Source organism: Pectobacterium artocarpous, assembly GCF_046159765.1.
GTDB lineage: Bacteria > Pseudomonadota > Gammaproteobacteria > Enterobacterales > Enterobacteriaceae > Pectobacterium.
The window spans coordinates 46,529-65,138 of record NZ_JBJXVK010000029.1 but is presented as its reverse complement, the minus strand read 5'-3'; the positions used below and the strand labels follow the sequence as shown (position 1 = coordinate 65,138).

The window sequence follows — 18,610 nt, the reverse complement described above, 5'->3', positions numbered from 1 at the left end:
TGTTGGAGTGAACATATCAAAAACAGGCAATTACACAATTTAAATTACAGTCTCCCCGAAGGCCTTATTTGGTGATATGTCATGAAGAGCACTTAATAGCTTTCAGTGACTCAAGCTGGCTAAGTCTTGCCTGAGCTTTCTTTCTTACCTCGCTTTTAGCCATGCCGTTACCAATACCGAAGTCCCCCATAAAACCCAGAACAGTGCGCCCATCAAATTGACCAGTACTCTCTATCTTATTTTGTATGAAATACTCTGGCAGCTAATGATATGAGCATCAAAAAACCTATCACTATTTTTATAATACCAACAATAACTAAATAACTTTGCATATTATCGCTCCACTTTAGCCAGTCCCTGCTGATTGCCGGGGAACGGCGAAGCGGCATTCATAAATTGAGTTACCTGTTCCAGTAACTGCCACATGTACCGGCACTGATGATTTCGCGTTATTGTTTCGTGTAACGACAACCACAGCCGCTCGATTGGATTCAGCCATGGCGAGTAGGTCGGCAGGAACAACAACCGGAATTTCCTGTTCTTTTCCAGCCAGCACTCCACTTTGCGGCTTTTGTGGATGATGTAGTTATCCACTATCAGCGTGATGGTTTTCGCTCGCCGATATGTGCGGCGTAACGCCTCTAACAGACTTTGCTGTTGCCGCTGACGTGGTGGACTCGTCCTGTACCCGAATGCAGTGCGCCGGCCAGATAATGCTTTTGGTTCTTTCCCGGCGTGGCGATACGCTTCTGCTGCCCTCTGGGCATCCAGTCCGCGCCGATTTTAGGGTTCAGGTCGATATCGACTTCATCCTGATAAAACACAGGATGCTCTGTTTGCTCCTGAGTCAGCGCCCGCTCAATGGCGAATCGCTTTTCATCATAATGCGGGTCTTTGATTTTCAGCGTCGGCGTGGCTCTGCGCCAGACAATACCTGCCTGTCTCAGGTATCGGTGCAAGGTGGCGGGATGAAGCGCCACATTAAAAAGCCGGTTGACGATGAGCGCCAGTAGCTCGGTGCTCCAGCGGGAGCGCAGCCAACCAAAATCCTGTGGAGAACGCTGTACCAGAAGCGGCAGGATGTGCAGGATATCCGCGACCGGCCAGCGAGGCGCACGTCCGGGCTTGAGGCTTTTTAGTCCATCAACACCATGAAAAGTTAACCAATTTATCCATCTTCCAACGGATGAACGAGCGGCACAGAGCAGTCTGGCGACGTCGGTGACGGTCATTCCCCGATGTAGCATCAGTATGGCGGTGAGTCGTCTGGAATAATGTTTATCACGTGTTTGTTGGGCTTCTTTACGCATTAATCGTCGTTCTTCATCAGGGATTGCTGCTATGATCGGCATCGCTCAGTCCGGTTGGTGATTTGTGATGTTTGGCGATTGATCAGATCGCACAACTCGGACTGAGTTCCCTTCAAGTGATCTACTATTTGGCGAAGCTATTTAGATGTTCTACTGTGGTGTTAATTAATCGTAGATAGCAAAAAACCCGCAGTTACGCGGGTTTAGATATTTTTTGCTGTTTAGCACAAAACTATTTCAGACGCAGATTTATTCCCACTCAATCGTCGCAGGTGGCTTACCCGATACGTCATAAACAACGCGGGAGATGCCGTCGACTTCGTTGATGATGCGGTTGGAGACGCGGCCTAAGAAGTCGTATGGCAAATGTGCCCAGTGCGCGGTCATAAAGTCGATGGTTTCTACCGCACGCAGTGAGACAACCCAATCGTATTTACGGCCATCGCCCATCACGCCTACGGAACGAACCGGCAGGAAGACGGTGAATGCCTGACTGACCTTGTTGTACAGGTCGGCTTTGTGCAGTTCTTCGATGAAGATCGCATCCGCACGACGCAGCAGGTCGCAATATTCTTTCTTCACTTCACCCAGCACGCGCACGCCCAGACCTGGGCCAGGGAACGGATGGCGGTAGAGCATGTTGTACGGCAGACCCAGTTCCAGACCGATCTTACGTACTTCGTCTTTGAACAGTTCTTTCAGCGGCTCAACCAGACCCAGCTTCATCTCTTTCGGCAGGCCACCTACGTTGTGGTGGGACTTGATCACATGCGCTTTGCCCGTCGCAGAAGCCGCTGATTCGATCACGTCCGGGTAGATGGTGCCTTGCGCTAACCATTTCACGTCTACTTGCTTGCTCGCTTCTTCATCGAATACTTCAACAAACACGCGACCGATGATTTTACGCTTAGCTTCTGGATCGTTTTCACCAGCCAGTTCGCCCAGGAAGCGATCTTCCGCCGCCACATGCACAATGTTCAGACCGAAATGATCGCCGAACATTTCCAGCACCTGATCGGCTTCGTTCAGGCGCAACAGGCCGTTATCGACAAACACGCAAGTCAGGCGGTCACCAATCGCGCGGTGCAGCAGCATCGCGGTAACGGAAGAATCCACACCGCCAGACAGGCCCAGAATCACTTTGTCGCTGCCTACCTGCTCACGAATACGTGTCACCGCATCGTCGATAATCTTGGCGGGCGTCCACAGTGCATCACACTGGCAGATATCACGCACAAAACGCTCTAACATGCGCTGGCCCTGACGGGTGTGCGTCACTTCCGGATGGAACTGTACGCCGTAAAAACGCTTCTCTTCGTTCGCCATGATGGCAAACGGACAGGTATCGGTGCTAGCAACGGTGGTAAACCCTTCAGGGATTGCCGTCACTTTGTCGCCGTGGCTCATCCAGACATCCAGCAGCGGTGCACCTGCGGCGCTCAACGCATCCTGAATATCACGCACCAGCGCGCTATCGGTCTTCACTTCTACCTGCGCATAACCAAACTCACGCTCGTTGGAACCTTCAACGTGGCCGCCCAGCTGCATCGCCATCGTCTGCATGCCGTAACACACGCCTAATACCGGTACGCCAGCATTAAACACGTATTCTGGCGCACGCGGGCTGCCAAACTCCGTAGTGCTTTCCGGGCCGCCGGACAGGATGATCCCGTTCGGATTAAACCCGCGAATCTGCGCTTCCGTGACATCCCATGCCCACAGTTCACAGTAAACGCCCAGTTCACGCACGCGACGTGCAACCAGCTGCGTGTACTGCGAGCCGAAATCCAGAATAAGAATGCGGTGTTGATGAATGTTTTGAGTCATGAGGAGCATGTTCCAAAAAGCAAAAGACAAAAGCGAAAGAAAAAAGTAAACCCATCTGGCCGCTCGGCCTTACACAAAGGCAGAGCGGCGCAAAATAGTACAGGGTTTATAGCGTTAAATCACCTTATGAACCCATACGGTAGTTCGGTGACTCTTTAGTAATGGTAACGTCGTGAACGTGGCTTTCCTGAATGCCCGCGCCGCTGATGCGTACAAACTCAGCCTGCGTGCGCAGTGCGTCGATAGTCGCGCAACCGGTCAGACCCATACAGGAGCGCAAGCCGCCCATCTGCTGGTGAACGATCTCTTTCAGGCGGCCTTTATAGGCTACGCGGCCTTCGATACCTTCCGGCACCAGTTTGTCGGCAGCGTTATCGGTCTGGAAGTAACGGTCTGATGAGCCTTTGGACATCGCGCCCAGTGAACCCATACCGCGATAAGATTTGAATGAACGACCTTGATACAGTTCGATTTCACCCGGAGATTCTTCCGTACCCGCCAGCATAGAACCGACCATGACACAGGCCGCGCCTGCTGCAATGGCTTTAGCGATGTCGCCGGAGAAGCGGATACCGCCGTCGGCGATGACCGGAATGCCCGTGCCTTCCAGCGCTTCAACCGCATCGGAAATCGCCGTAATTTGCGGTACACCTACGCCAGTCACGATACGCGTTGTACAGATAGAACCAGGACCGATACCCACTTTCACCGCGCTGACGCCTGCTTCAACCAGCGCTTTTGCGCCCGCGCCCGTCGCAACGTTACCGCCGATAATTTCGAGGTTCGGGTATTTCGCACGCGTTTCACGAATACGCTGCAATACGCCTTCGGAATGGCCATGTGAGGAGTCGATCAGCAGAACGTCAACGCCTGCGGCAACCAGCGCATCAACGCGCTCTTCGTTACCCGCACCTGCCCCAACTGCCGCGCCAACGCGCAGACGACCGTGCTGGTCTTTACAGGCGTTTGGCTTACGTTCGGCTTTCTGGAAATCTTTTACCGTGATCATGCCGATCAGGTGGAATGTGTCGTCAACAACCAGCGCTTTCTCTACGCGTTTTTCGTGCATCTTTTGCAACACGACATCACGGGCTTCTCCTTCTTTAACGGTAACCAGACGCTCTTTTGGCGTCATGAACGCGCTAACCGGTTTTTCCAAATCGGTCACAAAACGCACGTCACGACCGGTGATGATACCGACCAGTTCGTTGTCTTTCGCGACAACCGGGTAGCCCGCAAAGCCATTACGCTCGGTTAGTTCCTTCACTTCACGCAGTGTGGTTTCTGGCGTGACGGTCTGTGGATCGACCACAACGCCACTTTCGTGTTTTTTCACGCGGCTCACTTCTTCAGCCTGACGCTCAATTGACATGTTTTTATGAATAAAGCCCAGACCGCCTTCCTGCGCCAGCGCAATAGCCAGGCCGGATTCGGTAACGGTATCCATCGCTGCGGACAGCATAGGAATATTCAGGCGAATGTTTTTCGTCAACTGCGTGGACAGATCGGCAGTGTTAGGCAGAACGGTAGAATGAGCGGGAACCAGGAGGACGTCGTCAAACGTCAGTGCTTCTTTAGCGATACGTAGCATGGGCAATATCTCACCAAGGTGGATGTAAGAATAGATAAAATATTGCCGTGGCATTATACAGAGCGTAATCGGTTGCCTCCAGCATTATTTTACTAAAATGCTTGATTACCTGTTGCAGGTAGGTAGTATCGATTAATTAAGTGACTGTTTTAAAATTTGATCTGGCTCACAATGTCTCAATTTCCCTCCTCTGCAATTTTTACCGTTAGCCGGCTGAATCAGACGGTTAGGCAACTGCTGGAAATGGAAATGGGCCAGATTTGGCTCTCCGGCGAAATTTCCAACCTGTCTCAGCCCTCGTCCGGCCATTGGTATTTCACGCTAAAAGACGAGCGTGCGCAGGTGCGCTGCGCGATGTTCCGCACCAGCAACCGCAGGGTGACGTTTCGTCCACAAAACGGCCAGCAGGTGCTGATTCGCGCCACTATCACGCTGTATGAACCCCGTGGCGACTATCAGTTGCTGGCGGAAAGTATGCAGCCGGCTGGCGACGGTCTGTTGCAGCAGCAGTTTGAACAACTCAAGCAGAAACTCGCTGCCGAAGGATTGTTCGACCAGCAGTTTAAGCAGGTGCTCCCCTCTCCCGCCAAACAAGTCGGCGTGATTACGTCAGCCAGCGGTGCCGCCCTGCACGATATCTTGCAGGTATTGCAGCGCCGCGACCCGTCGTTGCCGGTGATCGTGTATCCCACGTCAGTGCAAGGCGCGGAGGCGCCGTTACAGATTGTTCGCGCTATTGAGTTGGCTAACCAGAGAGATGAGTGTGACGTGTTAATCGTCGGACGCGGTGGCGGCTCGCTGGAAGATCTGTGGAGCTTTAATGACGAGCGAGTCGCCCGCGCCATGTTCGCCAGCCACATTCCTATCGTCAGCGCCGTCGGCCATGAAACCGATGTCACCATCGCCGATTTTGTGGGTGACCTGCGCGCGCCTACTCCATCCGCCGCTGCCGAGTTAGTGAGTCGTAACCAACTGGAGCTATTGCGCCAGATACAGTCCCAGCGCCAGCGTCTGGAAATGGCGATGGATTATTACCTTGCACAACGCAACCGAGACTTCACCCGCTTGCACCACCGCTTACAGCAGCAGCACCCGCACCTGCGGCTGGCACGTCAGCAGGCACAGTTGGTCAAACTGCGTCAGCGGCTGGATGATGCCATGCAGCAGCAGCTCAGACAGAGCTCACGTCAGAGTGAACGCTTACAACAGCGCCTGATGCAACAACAGCCTCACACCCGAATTCATCGTGCGCAGCAACGTTTACAGCAGCTTAGCTATCAGATGCAAAGTACAGTGGAACGCCAGTTAAATCAGAACAAGCAGAAGCTAGGCATCGCCTGTTCGCGACTGGAAGGCGTTAGCCCGCTGGCGACGCTGGCACGCGGCTATAACGTCACCACCGCCTCGGACGGTAAGGTATTAAAAAATGTCACACAAATTACGCCTGGTGAAACGCTGAAAACCCGTTTGCAGGACGGCTGGGTAGAAAGTCAGGTCACGACGCTGGTACCGAATCCAGATTCCGTGAAAAAGCAGAGAAAACCTTCATCCCGGGCGCCAAAATAGGGCGATCGTCATAAAAGGCGTTGAATGGGGATTTATCCTAAAACGACGGTGCCCCCCCATTATTGCCCCCGGTATCTGAACTATACTCATTTCCAGTTCACTAACTTATATTCACCGTTTTCACCACACGGATTCCGGCCTCTGAGCGGAGGGGCCGATAAGATACAAGACAGTGAACGTTGTTGATCGTCTGTGTTGCCCCTGATGAGCGTTTTCAAGGAGATGAGGTATGAAATCCAGACCGATTTGTAGCGTGATTCCCCCTTATATTTTGCATCGCATTGTTGCAAACGGCACAGACGAACAGCGCCACTGCGCGCAACAAACGCTGATGCACGTTCAGTCATTAATGGTCAGCCATAATCCGCGCCCGGAGCCCCATGAGAAATTACCCGCCGGACAGGCTAATCGCAGCATCCACGATGCCGAACAACAACAACAGTTGCCCGGCAAGCTGGTCCGTGCGGAAGGCCAACCCAGCAACGATGATATCGCCGCCGATGAAGCCTATAACTACCTGGGCATTACCTATGATTTTTTCTGGAAGATTTTCCAACGCAATTCGCTGGACTCAGAGGGGCTGTCGCTGACTGGCACAGTGCATTACGGTCAGGATTACCAGAACGCCTTCTGGAACGGGCAACAGATGGTATTCGGGGATGGTGACGGTAAAATCTTTAATCGCTTCACGATTGCGCTTGATGTAATCGCGCATGAACTCACTCACGGCATTACCGAAAACGAAGCGGGGCTGATTTATTTCCGACAGTCCGGCGCACTGAATGAATCACTGTCCGATGTCTTTGGTGCCATGGTCAAACAGTATCATTTGGGGCAAACCGCTGAACAGGCCGATTGGCTTATCGGTGCCGAATTGCTGGCGGACGGCATTCGTGGCATGGCACTGCGATCGATGTCTCAGCCAGGTACGGCGTATGATGATGAATTGTTGGGTATCGATCCTCAGCCCTCTCATATGAGCGAATATGTGAACACACGCGAAGACAATGGCGGCGTGCACCTAAACTCAGGCATTCCCAACCGGGCATTCTATCTGACGGCCATCGCGCTGGGCGGGCATTCCTGGGAAAAAGCGGGTCGCATCTGGTATGACACACTCTGCGATAAAGCGCTGCCGCAAAATGCGGACTTCGAGATTTTCGCACGCCATACGATTCAGCATGCCGCTAAGCGTTTTAACCACACCGTTGCCGACATCGTCATGCAGTCGTGGGATACGGTGGGTGTTGAAGTACGTCAAGAGTTCCTATGAAGACGCTGCCGGAGCTCAACGAAGACGCTATCATTGAACTGGCGCGTGAAGGGGGATTCGCCTGGCTCCCCAAGCTGGCGGGGCCGCGACGCTTCGCGCTCGCCAGCATGCCGCCATCTGAGCGAGAACGCATTTGTAATGCGATCCGTCATGCCTTTCCTCAGGCTCGCGAACCCGGTGAACCAGACGGCCCAGGGCGTGGTGACCAGTTCTATTACCGCATCCACATCAGCTACCGTCACCCGCAGCAGAATCAGTATGCCGATGTTATCTTGCTGATCCCCGAAGATCGAGCGCCATCGGAGTTAACCGAGTTGTGGCGCAGCGGCGTGCAGGACTAACTAACAATAAGATTAATCAGCAGGAATGTAGCTGAGCACCACCTGCCGCTTGGAAATCATCCCATGCTGCTGGCAGAAGTAATCTACCGCGCCACAGGCTTTCAGTTCCTGAAGCAAGTGCTTACATCCAGGGCATGCAGCCTCACGCAGATAACGCTGCTGGCATTCCTCACATCGGAACGAACCATCAGGCTGCCACAGCATCACGTGGTGACAATCAGGACAAAGCGCATCCATCTTTTTCTCCTCCATTTCGCTATCAATAACGGGCAGTATCAGACGTTAAATAACACCGAGTGAACGCAGCACGTACAGCCCAATAGCAATTGGGAAAAATGCGCCGACCGTCGTCAATCCAATAATGTTCGCTGCCAGCGTGGCGTTTCCGCCCATTGCGCGAGTCATTGCATAGCTACCTGCTGCGGTTGGCGTTGAGGAAAACAGAAAGATAATCCCCAGCTCAACACCGCGAAATCCAACCAGCCATCCACCCAGCGTGAGCAACCCCGGCACAACCAATATCTTCGCCACCGACGCCAGCACAGCAACATTGGACGAACGAAACATACTGCGCCACTCCAGACTGGCTCCGGCACACAACAGCGCCAGCGGTAACGCCATTGAGGAAATAAAGCCACTGGTCTGCTTAATGACGCCAGGCATTGGCAGTTGGCTTTGGCCATAGGCCGCGCCAAGAAGCAGACCGATAATCAGCGGATTTGTCACAATGCCGCGCAACAGTTGGCTTACCGGAATCTTCTGCTCAGGCGATTGCCGCTGCAAGCTGCGAGTCAGCGTAATGACAGACAGAGCGTTAAACATAATGACCGTCACCATCAAATACAGTGAGCCAATCGCAATGCCTTCATCGCCATAGGCGCTCATCGCAAACGCCAGTCCCATTACACCGGTATTCGAACGGAACCCACCTTGCACAAAGATGCCGCGTTCCTTTGGATCCTTGACCAATTTCACTGCCGCGATTTCCAGCAGCAGAAATGTCGCCAATGTCCCTATCGTGCCATACACCACCAGCGGCCACTGGCTTGTGAAAGACTGGTGATTGCCCGCAACACTAAAAAACAGCAGACAGGGAAGAGAAAGATTAAATACAAGCCGCATTGCCGTATCACAAAATGCATCATTCAGCAGATTGAGCTTGCGTAACGCGATACCTATCAACAACATAAACACATTAGGCATCGTGACGTTGAAGGCGAAACTCCAGGTTTCCCAGGACATGACTTTCCTTGATGATTATGGGTTTTGTTAACGACTTTTCGCTTCGTTTCTGACAAAACGGGGCAAATATTGCTATTCGCCCCATTAATACATCACTTACCTTTTTTAATATGTGACATCAAACGCTTACGCTTGCGTAGCTGGTTTGGCGTCAGCGTGTTACGCTTGTCTGCAAAGGGGTTTTCCCCTTCTTTAAATTGAATACGAATCGGCGTGCCCATTACGTCCAACGAACGACGATAGTAGTTCATCAGATAGCGCTTGTAAGAATCCGGCAGGTCTTTCACCTGATTACCGTGGATCACCACAATCGGCGGGTTATAGCCTCCCGCATGCGCATATTTCAGCTTCACACGGCGACCGCGCACCAACGGCGGCTGGTGGTCGTCTGATGCCATTTGCATGATACGGGTCAACATCGCCGTACTGACGCGACGGGTGGCGCACGCATAGGCTTCAGTTACGGACTCAAACAGGTTGCCTACGCCGCTGCCGTGTAACGCGGAAATAAAGTGAATACGAGCAAAATCGATAAAACCGAGGCGCAGATCCAGCGTCTCTTTCACCTGCTCACGTACTTCCTGTGACAAGCCATCCCACTTATTGACCACGATCACCAGTGAACGCCCACTATTGAGGATAAAGCCCAGCAGCGAGAGGTCCTGATCGGAAATACCTTCACGCGCGTCAATAACCAACAATACCACGTTGGCATCTTCAATCGCCTGCAACGTTTTGATGACGGAGAATTTTTCTACCGTGTCCGTCACTTTACCGCGCTTACGCACCCCGGCGGTATCAATCAGAATGTATTCGCGTTCATCGCGCACCATTGGAATGTAGATACTGTCGCGCGTCGTACCCGGCATGTCGTATACCACCACGCGTTCTTCACCCAGAATACGGTTAGTGAGCGTGGACTTACCCACATTCGGACGCCCAACAATCGCCAGTTTGATCGGCAAATCTTCAGGATTGAAATCGTCTTCGGCTTCTTCTTCGCTGGCCTGCCCTACCGCTTCTAACTCCGCCCAGTAAGCCGCGTTCTCTTCTTCTTCAGTCAACTCGACCGGCTCTTCGATTTCATCCTGTACAAACGGCAGCAGAACCGTTTCCAGCAATGAGGTCACACCACGACCGTGAGACGCGGCGATAGGGTACACCTCGCCCATTCCAAGCGAGTAGAAATCTGCCGTAACCATATCCGGATCAAGGCCATCGGTTTTGTTTGCGACCAACACCGTTGTTTTTTCACGGCTGCGCAAATGTTTCGCAATGCCTTCATCCGCAGGCATCAGTCCCGCGCGGGCATCCACCATGAACAGCACGATATCCGCTTCTTCAATCGCCACCAGCGATTGACCCGCCATGCGGGTTTCCACACCATCTTCCGTACCGTCGATCCCACCGGTATCGACGATAATAAATTCATGCCCTTCCACTTCTGCACGACCATACTTGCGGTCACGAGTCAGCCCAGGGAAATCCGCCACCAATGCATCACGAGTGCGCGTTAAGCGGTTAAATAGCGTGGATTTCCCCACATTCGGGCGCCCGACCAGCGCGACGACAGGTATCATTGTTACAACCTCATTGCTTATATTTCAATACGTTACAGCGAAATGCTCGCTGACGATAAAAAGACGAAACGGCCCCTGATAGTGTCAGGAGCCGTTGTGGTTACACATGCAAAAGTGGTAACACATTCAAAAGTACGAGCACATTCAAAAGCACGGTGCTCCACATCAATACGGGGGTTACCTAGCGGGTGAACGCGTAAACATCACCGTTTTTCGCCTGAATCAGCAACTTGTCACTGGCAATCACAGGCTTGCTCAGGAAGCCAGAGCTGTCCACTTTTTGCTGTGCCACGAAACGACCATCCGCCGTATTCAGCCAGTGCAGATACCCTTCGGCATCACCCACCACCAGATAACCGTTATACAACGCCGGAGCCGTTAAGTTTCGGTGCAGCAGATCGCTTTGACGCCACAGACTCACGCCGCCGTTAGTGTTCAATGCAACAACACGATCATCCTGATCGACCAGATAGATGCGGTCACCGTCAATGATGAAATCATGTACTGAGCCCAGTTCGCGTTTCCACAGAATCTGACCGGAACGCAGATCCAGCGCGGTCATATTGCCATTGTAACCCAGTGCGTAAACCACTTCGCCCGCGACAACTGGTGTCGTGTCTACATCGTTCAGACGATCGATTTCGGTCGCACCGCTTGGCTTTGAAATACGCTGCTGCCAGATAAGCTGACCTTGGTTGATCATCACAGCATTCACACGACCGTTGTCGCCACCCACAATCGCCGCTCCAAATGCGGTTGTCGGGGCTGATTCGCCGCGCAGAGACAGCGTCGGCATATCCAGGTTGACGCTCCACTTGATAGCGCCATCCGCTTCATTCAATGCCTGCAACATGCCGTTACCAGTGTGAATCAGTACCACACCGTCGCTGACGACAGGGCGAGACAGCGCTTCACCTGCCACTTTCGTCTGCCATACTGGCGCACCATCTTCCGTGTTCAGCGCATAAACCTGCGCCTTTTCACTACCGACATAGACATGATTGCCAGAAACGGTTACGCCGCCAGACAGCAGCGCCGGATTATTGCGGGAGAAGAAGTTGGTCTTCTCCGACAGATCGGCACGCCAAATCTCTTTGCCGTCATTCAGATCCATCGCTTTCACAGTGCCACGACGATCGGCGGCAAAAACGCGGTTATCCTGCCATGCGGGGTGAAGATTGGAATAAAACTCACCAATACCACTCCCAACCGAGCTGTTCCACACCTTAGTTGGCGTGAACTGGTTTTCCACCTGCGGCAGTGGAGACATAGTGACGACATCTTCTTCGCTGTTAAACAGCGAGCATCCGCTCAGCAGGGCAACAGAAACCAGTCCTACCAAAAGTGTTTTACGCAATTGCATGGAATTCCTCTTAGCTGGACAGGTTATTCAGTTTCATACGCAGTAACGCTTGCTGTGCCTGCGATGGGTTGGAAGACAACCCTTTGTTGTAAGCATCACGCGCAGCCTGATTATCCCCTTTGCTCGCCAGGATATCGCCACGCACTTCCGCCGCCTGTGATGCCCAGCCTTCCAGCTTGATGGCATCCAGCGTTTTCAGCGCGTCATCCGCTTTGTTTTCCTGTAGCTGAACCCGCGCCAAACGCAGGTTCACCACCGCCAGCAGGTCGGCGTCTTTAGTCTGCGACTGTGCCTGTACCAATTGCTGTTCTGCTTTCGCAAAATCTTTTTGATCAACGTAATGACGAGCCAATTCCAGAGAAGCCAGCGCACCGTAGGCATTTTTATTCTCGGCCGTAAATTTCTCGGTTGCCGCAATCGCATCAGCTTTGCCTTCGGCTAATTGTTCCGTCACCTGCTGATAGGATGCGGACGCCGCCATCACGCTATCATTCTGGTGGTTTTGCCAGAAACGCCAGCCAACCAGTGCGCCGACGCCCAGCACAACACCGACAACTAACGCCTTTCCGTTCTCCGCGAGGAAACGACGTAGTGCATCAACCTGTTCATTCTCTGTGGTATAGACTTCCACGGTGTCTCTCTCCTCAATCCAGTAACGTTGCCAGCCGCGATGCGAGGTCGGCCTGTGCCAATGTATCCTGTTCGCCATTGCTCAGGTTTTTCACCACAACCTGACCGGCTGCCACTTCATTTTCACCTAATACCAATGCGACGCGGGCACCCCATTTGTCGGCTCGGGCGAACTGTTTCTTAAAGTTGCCACCACCGTAGTTGGTCATCAGTTTCAACTGCGGCAGCGCATCACGTAATTTCTCCGCGAGTTGCATTGCCGCCACCTGCGTTCCTGCACCGGAAGAAATCAGATAAACATCCACGCTCGGTTGCGCTTTGAAGTCGGGGTTCACCGACTGAACCAACAGAACAAGACGCTCCAGCCCCATAGCGAAGCCGACCGCTGGCGTCGCATGACCGCCCAGTTGTTCCACCATACCATCATAACGTCCACCGGCACAGACCGTGCCCTGAGCGCCCAGACTGGTGGTGACCCATTCAAACACGGTGCGGTTATAGTAATCCAAACCACGAACCAGACGTGGATTAACGGTATATGGGATACCAGACTGCGTTAAAAGTTCACCCAGCGCCTCAAAGTGTATGCGCGATTCGTCATCCAGATAGTCTGTCAGCACTGGCGCATCGTTTAACAGCACCTGAATCTGCGGATTTTTCGTATCCAGAACACGCAGTGGGTTAGTGTACATGCGGCGAAGGCAGTCTTCATCAAGCTGATCTTTATGCTGTTCGAGGAACGCCACCAACGCTTCTCGATAGCGGGCACGCGCGTCCAGTGAACCAATCGAGTTCAATTCAAGCTTCACATGATCGGCGATGCCCAGCACCCGCCACCAGCGAGCAGTCATGAGGATCAGTTCAGCATCAATATCCGGCCCTTGCAGACCAAACACTTCACAGCCCAATTGATGGAACTGACGATAACGCCCTTTCTGCGGACGCTCGTAGCGGAACATCGGGCCGACATACCACAGGCGCTGTTCCTGATTATAGAGAATACCGTGCTCAATACCGGCGCGAACGCAACCTGCCGTCCCTTCTGGGCGCAGAGTCAGGCTATCGCCATTGCGATCGTCAAAGGTATACATCTCTTTTTCGACGACATCGGTCACTTCACCGATAGCGCGTTTAAACAGCGGTGTTTGCTCAACAATCGGCAAACGAATTTCATTATAGCCGTAGCCGCTGAGTACCTGTTTCAGGCTGTTTTCAATACGCTGCCACAATGCCGTTTCGGCTGGCAGGTAATCGTTCATGCCGCGAATGGCTTGAATATTTTTTGCCACGTCAGTTCTCTATGCGTTTTTCAAAAAATAAACCCGATTATAGAGGGATTGTCGTCGCATCTTCAATGCGGGGCATCCCCATCGGGTTCAGGAATCGTGAACTATGCGGGTGGCGGCATACCGCCACACCGTCAGAGTTATTTATCCACCAGATTGACGGTAATACGCTGATTTTCGTCCATCATGGAGGCTTTCGCGCGAATCTTGGCTTCTAACTGATCGATCATCTGTTCGTTATCGAAGCGCTCTCTCTGCCGCACACCGTCTTCATAGAAGCCGCTCTTGTTGTGGCCGCCTGTGACACCGATGGTTGACACTAGCGCTTCACCGGGACCATTCACCACACAGCCGATAATCGACACATCCATCGGCGTGATGATGTCTTCCAGCCGTTGTTCCAGCGCGTTCACCGTCCCGATCACGTCAAACTCCTGACGGGAACAGGTCGGGCAAGCAATAAAGTTGATTCCGCGTGAACGAATACGCAGTGACTTCAGGATATCGAAGCCGACTTTAACTTCTTCAACCGGATCGGCCGCCAGCGAGATACGCAGCGTGTCGCCAATACCTTCAGACAGTAACAGTCCGAGGCCGATAGCCGATTTCACCGCACCGCTACGCGCCCCACCCGCTTCGGTGATGCCGAGGTGCAATGGCTGATCGATACGCGCCGCCAGCAGGCGATAAGACTGTACGGCCAGAAAAACGTCCGAGGCTTTGACGCTGACTTTAAACTGATCGAAGTTCAGGCGATCGAGAATATCGACATGGCGCATCGCCGATTCCAGCAGCGCTTCCGGCGTTGGTTCACCGTATTTTTCCTGCAAATCTTTTTCCAGCGAACCGCCGTTTACACCAATGCGGATCGGGATATTTTTATCACGCGCGCAATCGACAACTGAGCGAATACGCTCTTCGTTACCAATATTGCCGGGGTTGATACGCAGACAATCAACGCCGTACTCCGCGACTTTCAGCGCGATACGGTAGTCAAAATGGATGTCGGCGACGAGCGGGACATTCACCTGCTGTTTAATCAGCTTAAAGACTTCTGCCGCGTCCATCGTTGGCACGGAGACACGGACAATATCCACTCCCACGCGCTCCAGCGATCTGATTTGATTGACGGTAGCTTCAACGTCGGTGGTTCGGGTGTTGGTCATGGATTGTACCGCAATCGGCGCACCATCACCTACAGGCACCTTGCCGACGTAAATCCGTTTTGATTTTCGACGGGTTATGGGTGCAGCGTTATGCATTACTTCATCTCCAACATTGCAGTCTTACCTAAACAGCACGTTATTCTGCGGTCAGCGTCAGGCGAGCAACCTGATTGCTGCGCACAAAGTGGCTTAAATCAACCGGCTTGCCTTGAAATTGAATCTGTACCGCAGCAGGTGCACCAATTTTAAGTTTATAGGGTGACTGACCATTCAGATTCAGCGTGCCGCCATGACGCTGCATGCCGCTGAACAGCTTTTTGCCACTGGCATCCGTCACTTCCAGCCAGCAGTCAGCCGTGAAAGTCATTACCAATGCATGGTCAGCAGAAACCGGATTGCCCTCCGCTATCGCAGCGGGTGCAACGGCACCAGCGCCTAACAATGTATTACTCTCAGGCGGCGCATTACCCGCAACCTGAGGCTGTGCGGCGTTCTCCTGTGAAGGTGATGGGCTGGAAGGTGTCGTTGATGGCATTGTGGCGGCAGCGGAAGAAGAAGGCGTTGAAGGTGTCGCCGCACCAGTCGCAGACAGGTCGACTGGAGTAGAAGTCGGTGCCACATCAGAATTCGATGTTGCTGCTTCCTGAGCAGCGCTGTTGTCCATCAACGGGACGGGCTGCCCTTCCGTTTGCGCCTGCATTGAACTGGCATGATCGACCATGCTGTTGATTTCCGCCTGTTGGGCTTGATGGTTTTGCCACCACCATGCGCCCGTTAGCCCCAGAACAACCAGCACGACCAGCCAGGTGATTGTCATCAACCAGCCATCACGCTTTTTGCGGCTTTTTTTCAGCGAAAAACTCTGCATCGGCGAGACAGAGATCGTTTTAGTTACGGCCTGTTTATCCACGGCGGGGAGCAGTTCATCTTCGGGTAAATGAACCAGTCTGGCATAAGAGCGGATATAGCCACGCAGAAAGGTCGGCGCTAAATCGGCAGGCGTCGTACCGTCTTCAATATCACGAACGGTGGAGATTTTAAGGCACAAACGCTCGGCAATAGTTTGCTGGGTAAATCCAAGACGTTCACGCGCCTCACGCAGACGTTCGCCGGGTAGTTTTGCTTCTGTCGTATCTTGAGTGGCTTCAGTATTCATTAGCTAAGAAATGCTGGTACTGTTTAGATTGTGGAAAACTTCGCGCCAGCACGTTGCCATAACGTTCTTTATCGCCATCATGGCCCGCCAACGCGGCGAAACGAATCTGTAACCATAAGCTTTCGGCACTGGCCGGAAGCCTATGCTGATAAACATCAAGCAGCAGCCGCGCTTGCTGATGTTTCCCGGCATCAAACTGTTTGTTTGCTTCCGCCAGCAAGGCACTGCCTTTCGTCGGGTCATATTTCAGCGCCCGATTTAATAAATTGCGCGCATTCTCAGTCTGCCCGGCATTGAAAAAGCAGTATCCCGCATTTTCCAACGCATCAGCAACCTGACTGTAATCAGGAAGTTGTGCAGCCGCACTAAACTGTCGCTGCGCCGCTACATACTGCCCTAAACCACACAGAAACGCACCGTAATTATTCATGACGCTGCCATTTTCCGGCACCATTTTCAACACATGCTGATAACGCTGTTCGGCCAGACGGTTTTCACCGATCCGATGTTCGTAAAGCGCCATCCCCAATTGTGTTCGATAATCCTGCGGAGCAATCGCCACCGCCTTTTCAAGATTCTGCCGAGCCGAATCCAGGTTATTGTGCGCCAGATACGCCAACCCCAGTTGCAAACGGGTTTGAGCGATCGCTGGAGTTGTCGCTTTCTGAGTCGAATGCACACATCCCGCCAGCACCAATACCACTGCGAAGAGGCCACTCAGCCAGTACGTTCCGCGTAATAAAGCGATTCTCTGTGATAGAGACAATCCCTGTGATAGAACCTTTGCCATCCCTGTTCCCTCTCGTTGTCATCCTTGCCAGACATCTTTTTGCCAGACCAGAGAGGTTACCTGAATATGAACAGCGTGGCGGTCAGACCTGATAACAACGCGGCGCGCCTCGCAATTTGCTCACCGTTGTCCTGCAAATCACCTTAGCAACAGAGGTCGGAAAATCGGGTTAGCGCTTCCACGCTAACCCGCGCGCCATTCGAAGTTAGACCGCTTTCACCGCGATAGGTTCACCCGCCATTTTCTTCTTCAGCGTACGTTTAGTTCTGTCCACGACTTCACCTGCTAACTGACCGCAGGCAGCATCAATGTCATCCCCACGCGTTTTACGGACGATCGTCGTGAAACCATACTCCATCAGCACTTTGGAGAAACGGTCAACGCGGCTGTTTGAACTACGGCCATACGGCGCCCCTGGGAACGGATTCCACGGAATCAGGTTGATCTTGCACGGCGTATCTTTCAGGCACTCAGCCAGTTGATGCGCGTGCTCGGTGCCGTCATTGATATGATCCAGCATCACATACTCGACGGTAACACGTCCTTGATTCGCATTGGATTTTTCCAGATAACGACGCACCGCGCTCAGGAACATCTCAATATTGTATTTTTTGTTGATCGGCATAATTTCGTTGCGTATGTCGTCGGTCGGCGCATGCAGTGAAATTGCCAGCGCGACATCAATCATATCGCCCAGTTTATCCAACGCCGGCACCACGCCTGATGTAGACAGCGTTACGCGACGCTTGGACAGGCCAAAGCCGAAATCATCCAGCATGATTTCCATCGCTGGCACCACGTTAGTCAGGTTCAGCAGCGGTTCGCCCATTCCCATCATTACCACGTTGGTGATCGGACGCTGGCCAGTAACCTTAAAGGCACCGATGATCTTCGCCGCACGCCACACCTGACCGATGATTTCCGATACGCGCAGGTTACGGTTAAAGCCCTGCTGCGCCGTTGAACAGAATTTGCACTCCAGCGCACAACCTACCTGAGACGATACGCACAGCGTGGCACGATCTTCTTCTGGAATATAAACGGTTTCGACCCGCTGGCCGCCCACCAAAATCGCCCACTTAATCGTGCCGTCGGAAGAACGCTGTTCATCTACGACTTCAGGCGCGCGAATCTCAGCGACTTCCTGCAATTTGGTACGGAAGGCTTTGTTAATATCCGTCATCTGACTGAAGTCATCACAGCAGTAGTGATAAATCCATTTCATGACCTGGTCGGCGCGGAACGGTTTCTCTCCCATAGAAATGAAGAGGTCGCGCATTTGCTGGCGGTTAAGATCCAGCAAGTTGATTTTTTCCGCACTGGTTTTAACGGATTGAGAGGCATCAGCAGACGCCGGAGAGAATTCGGACACGGTTTGCTCGGATACGGTAGTTTTAGGTGCTGTCATTTCAGATGCGGTCGTTTCAGACACGACGGTTTCAGACGCGATTTGCTTAGACATTGTAAATCCTGGCCTCGTTATTACACG

General features: G+C 52.8%; 15 protein-coding genes and 1 pseudogene. 3 read left to right on the top strand and 13 right to left on the bottom strand.

The genetic code is table 11. From position 1 onward, the window contains the following. Window positions 1-333 precede the first annotated feature (333 nt). The 3 genes and pseudogenes from ACKQAD_RS17655 to guaB form a co-directional block, all read right to left on the bottom strand. Window positions 334-1,232: pseudogene (locus ACKQAD_RS17655) on the bottom strand (IS630 family transposase). A 327-nt stretch (window positions 1,233-1,559) separates the two neighbouring features. Further along, complete coding sequence (guaA, locus tag ACKQAD_RS17650; RefSeq protein WP_409161321.1) at window positions 1,560-3,137, bottom strand: glutamine-hydrolyzing GMP synthase; 1,578 nt, start codon at window positions 3,135-3,137, stop codon at window positions 1,560-1,562. 124 nt (window positions 3,138-3,261) lie between these two features. Next, a complete protein-coding gene (gene guaB, locus ACKQAD_RS17645; RefSeq protein ID WP_409161320.1) occupies window positions 3,262-4,728 on the bottom strand; it encodes an IMP dehydrogenase in 1,467 nt (488 codons plus the stop codon). A gap of 171 nt (window positions 4,729-4,899) precedes the next feature. On the opposite strand from guaB, the gene xseA reads away from it, so the two are divergent. The 3 genes from xseA to ACKQAD_RS17630 all read left to right on the top strand — a co-directional run bounded on the left by xseA (window position 4,900) and on the right by ACKQAD_RS17630 (window position 7,908). Next, on the top strand, window positions 4,900-6,294 hold the full coding sequence (gene xseA / locus ACKQAD_RS17640; RefSeq protein ID WP_409161319.1) for an exodeoxyribonuclease VII large subunit: 1,395 nt from the start codon (window positions 4,900-4,902) through the stop codon (window positions 6,292-6,294). Between the two features lie 229 nt (window positions 6,295-6,523). Continuing rightward, on the top strand, window positions 6,524-7,567 hold the full coding sequence (locus ACKQAD_RS17635) for a M4 family metallopeptidase (RefSeq protein ID WP_409161318.1): 1,044 nt from the start codon (window positions 6,524-6,526) through the stop codon (window positions 7,565-7,567). Beyond that, window positions 7,564-7,908, top strand: a complete 345-nt coding sequence (locus ACKQAD_RS17630; RefSeq protein WP_409161317.1) for a protealysin inhibitor emfourin — start codon at window positions 7,564-7,566, stop codon at window positions 7,906-7,908. Before ACKQAD_RS17635 ends, ACKQAD_RS17630 begins: the two co-directional genes overlap by 4 nt. Window positions 7,909-7,920: 12 nt before the next feature. On the opposite strand, the gene ACKQAD_RS17625 is transcribed toward ACKQAD_RS17630, so the two are convergent. The 10 genes from ACKQAD_RS17625 to rlmN all read right to left on the bottom strand — a co-directional run bounded on the left by ACKQAD_RS17625 (window position 7,921) and on the right by rlmN (window position 18,529). After that, the gene (locus tag ACKQAD_RS17625; RefSeq protein WP_409161316.1) at window positions 7,921-8,145 is read right to left on the bottom strand and encodes a zinc ribbon domain-containing protein; all 225 of its coding nucleotides are present in this window, start codon (window positions 8,143-8,145) and stop codon (window positions 7,921-7,923) included. A gap of 45 nt (window positions 8,146-8,190) precedes the next feature. Further along, entirely contained in the window at window positions 8,191-9,150 is a 960-nt protein-coding gene (locus tag ACKQAD_RS17620; protein ID WP_409161315.1) for an AEC family transporter, read from the bottom strand. Window positions 9,151-9,242: 92 nt separating this feature from the next. Beyond that, a complete protein-coding gene (der, locus tag ACKQAD_RS17615) occupies window positions 9,243-10,730 on the bottom strand; it encodes a ribosome biogenesis GTPase Der (protein WP_409161314.1) in 1,488 nt (495 codons plus the stop codon). Between the two features lie 181 nt (window positions 10,731-10,911). Further along, complete coding sequence (gene bamB, locus ACKQAD_RS17610; protein ID WP_409161313.1) at window positions 10,912-12,093, bottom strand: outer membrane protein assembly factor BamB; 1,182 nt, start codon at window positions 12,091-12,093, stop codon at window positions 10,912-10,914. A 10-nt stretch (window positions 12,094-12,103) separates the two neighbouring features. Then, window positions 12,104-12,724 carry a YfgM family protein gene (locus ACKQAD_RS17605; RefSeq protein WP_409161312.1) on the bottom strand — a complete coding sequence of 207 codons (621 nt, stop codon included), beginning with the start codon at window positions 12,722-12,724 and terminating at the stop codon, window positions 12,104-12,106. Between the two features lie 13 nt (window positions 12,725-12,737). Beyond that, entirely contained in the window at window positions 12,738-14,012 is a 1,275-nt protein-coding gene (gene hisS / locus ACKQAD_RS17600) for a histidine--tRNA ligase (protein ID WP_409161311.1), read from the bottom strand. A gap of 137 nt (window positions 14,013-14,149) precedes the next feature. Next, window positions 14,150-15,271: a flavodoxin-dependent (E)-4-hydroxy-3-methylbut-2-enyl-diphosphate synthase gene (gene ispG, locus ACKQAD_RS17595; RefSeq protein WP_409161310.1), complete on the bottom strand. Its 1,122-nt coding sequence runs from the start codon at window positions 15,269-15,271 to the stop codon at window positions 14,150-14,152. Between the two features lie 40 nt (window positions 15,272-15,311). Then, window positions 15,312-16,331, bottom strand: coding sequence for a cytoskeleton protein RodZ (rodZ, locus tag ACKQAD_RS17590; RefSeq protein ID WP_409161309.1), 1,020 nt, complete (start codon window positions 16,329-16,331; stop codon window positions 15,312-15,314). Next, window positions 16,321-17,121: a type IV pilus biogenesis/stability protein PilW gene (pilW, locus tag ACKQAD_RS17585; protein WP_409161308.1), complete on the bottom strand. Its 801-nt coding sequence runs from the start codon at window positions 17,119-17,121 to the stop codon at window positions 16,321-16,323. The genes rodZ and pilW overlap by 11 nt, the downstream gene beginning before the upstream one ends. A gap of 205 nt (window positions 17,122-17,326) precedes the next feature. After that, window positions 17,327-18,529 (bottom strand): dual-specificity RNA methyltransferase RlmN, encoded by a 1,203-nt coding sequence (rlmN, locus tag ACKQAD_RS17580; protein ID WP_409161322.1) that lies wholly within the window; start codon window positions 18,527-18,529, stop codon window positions 17,327-17,329. Window positions 18,530-18,610: the final 81 nt, after the last annotated feature.

Coding starts and splice junctions, on each gene's coding strand:
- guaA (WP_409161321.1), bottom strand. CDS start 3,137: ATGACTCAAAACATTCATCAACACCGCATTCTTATTCTGGATTTCGGC.
- guaB (WP_409161320.1), bottom strand. CDS start 4,728: ATGCTACGTATCGCTAAAGAAGCACTGACGTTTGACGACGTCCTCCTG.
- xseA (WP_409161319.1), top strand. CDS start 4,900: ATGTCTCAATTTCCCTCCTCTGCAATTTTTACCGTTAGCCGGCTGAAT.
- ACKQAD_RS17635 (WP_409161318.1), top strand. CDS start 6,524: ATGAAATCCAGACCGATTTGTAGCGTGATTCCCCCTTATATTTTGCAT.
- ACKQAD_RS17630 (WP_409161317.1), top strand. CDS start 7,564: ATGAAGACGCTGCCGGAGCTCAACGAAGACGCTATCATTGAACTGGCG.
- ACKQAD_RS17625 (WP_409161316.1), bottom strand. CDS start 8,145: ATGGATGCGCTTTGTCCTGATTGTCACCACGTGATGCTGTGGCAGCCT.
- ACKQAD_RS17620 (WP_409161315.1), bottom strand. CDS start 9,150: ATGTCCTGGGAAACCTGGAGTTTCGCCTTCAACGTCACGATGCCTAAT.
- der (WP_409161314.1), bottom strand. CDS start 10,730: ATGATACCTGTCGTCGCGCTGGTCGGGCGCCCGAATGTGGGGAAATCC.
- bamB (WP_409161313.1), bottom strand. CDS start 12,093: ATGCAATTGCGTAAAACACTTTTGGTAGGACTGGTTTCTGTTGCCCTG.
- ispG (WP_409161310.1), bottom strand. CDS start 15,271: ATGCATAACGCTGCACCCATAACCCGTCGAAAATCAAAACGGATTTAC.
- rodZ (WP_409161309.1), bottom strand. CDS start 16,331: ATGAATACTGAAGCCACTCAAGATACGACAGAAGCAAAACTACCCGGC.
- pilW (WP_409161308.1), bottom strand. CDS start 17,121: ATGGCAAAGGTTCTATCACAGGGATTGTCTCTATCACAGAGAATCGCT.
- rlmN (WP_409161322.1), bottom strand. CDS start 18,529: ATGACAGCACCTAAAACTACCGTATCCGAGCAAACCGTGTCCGAATTC.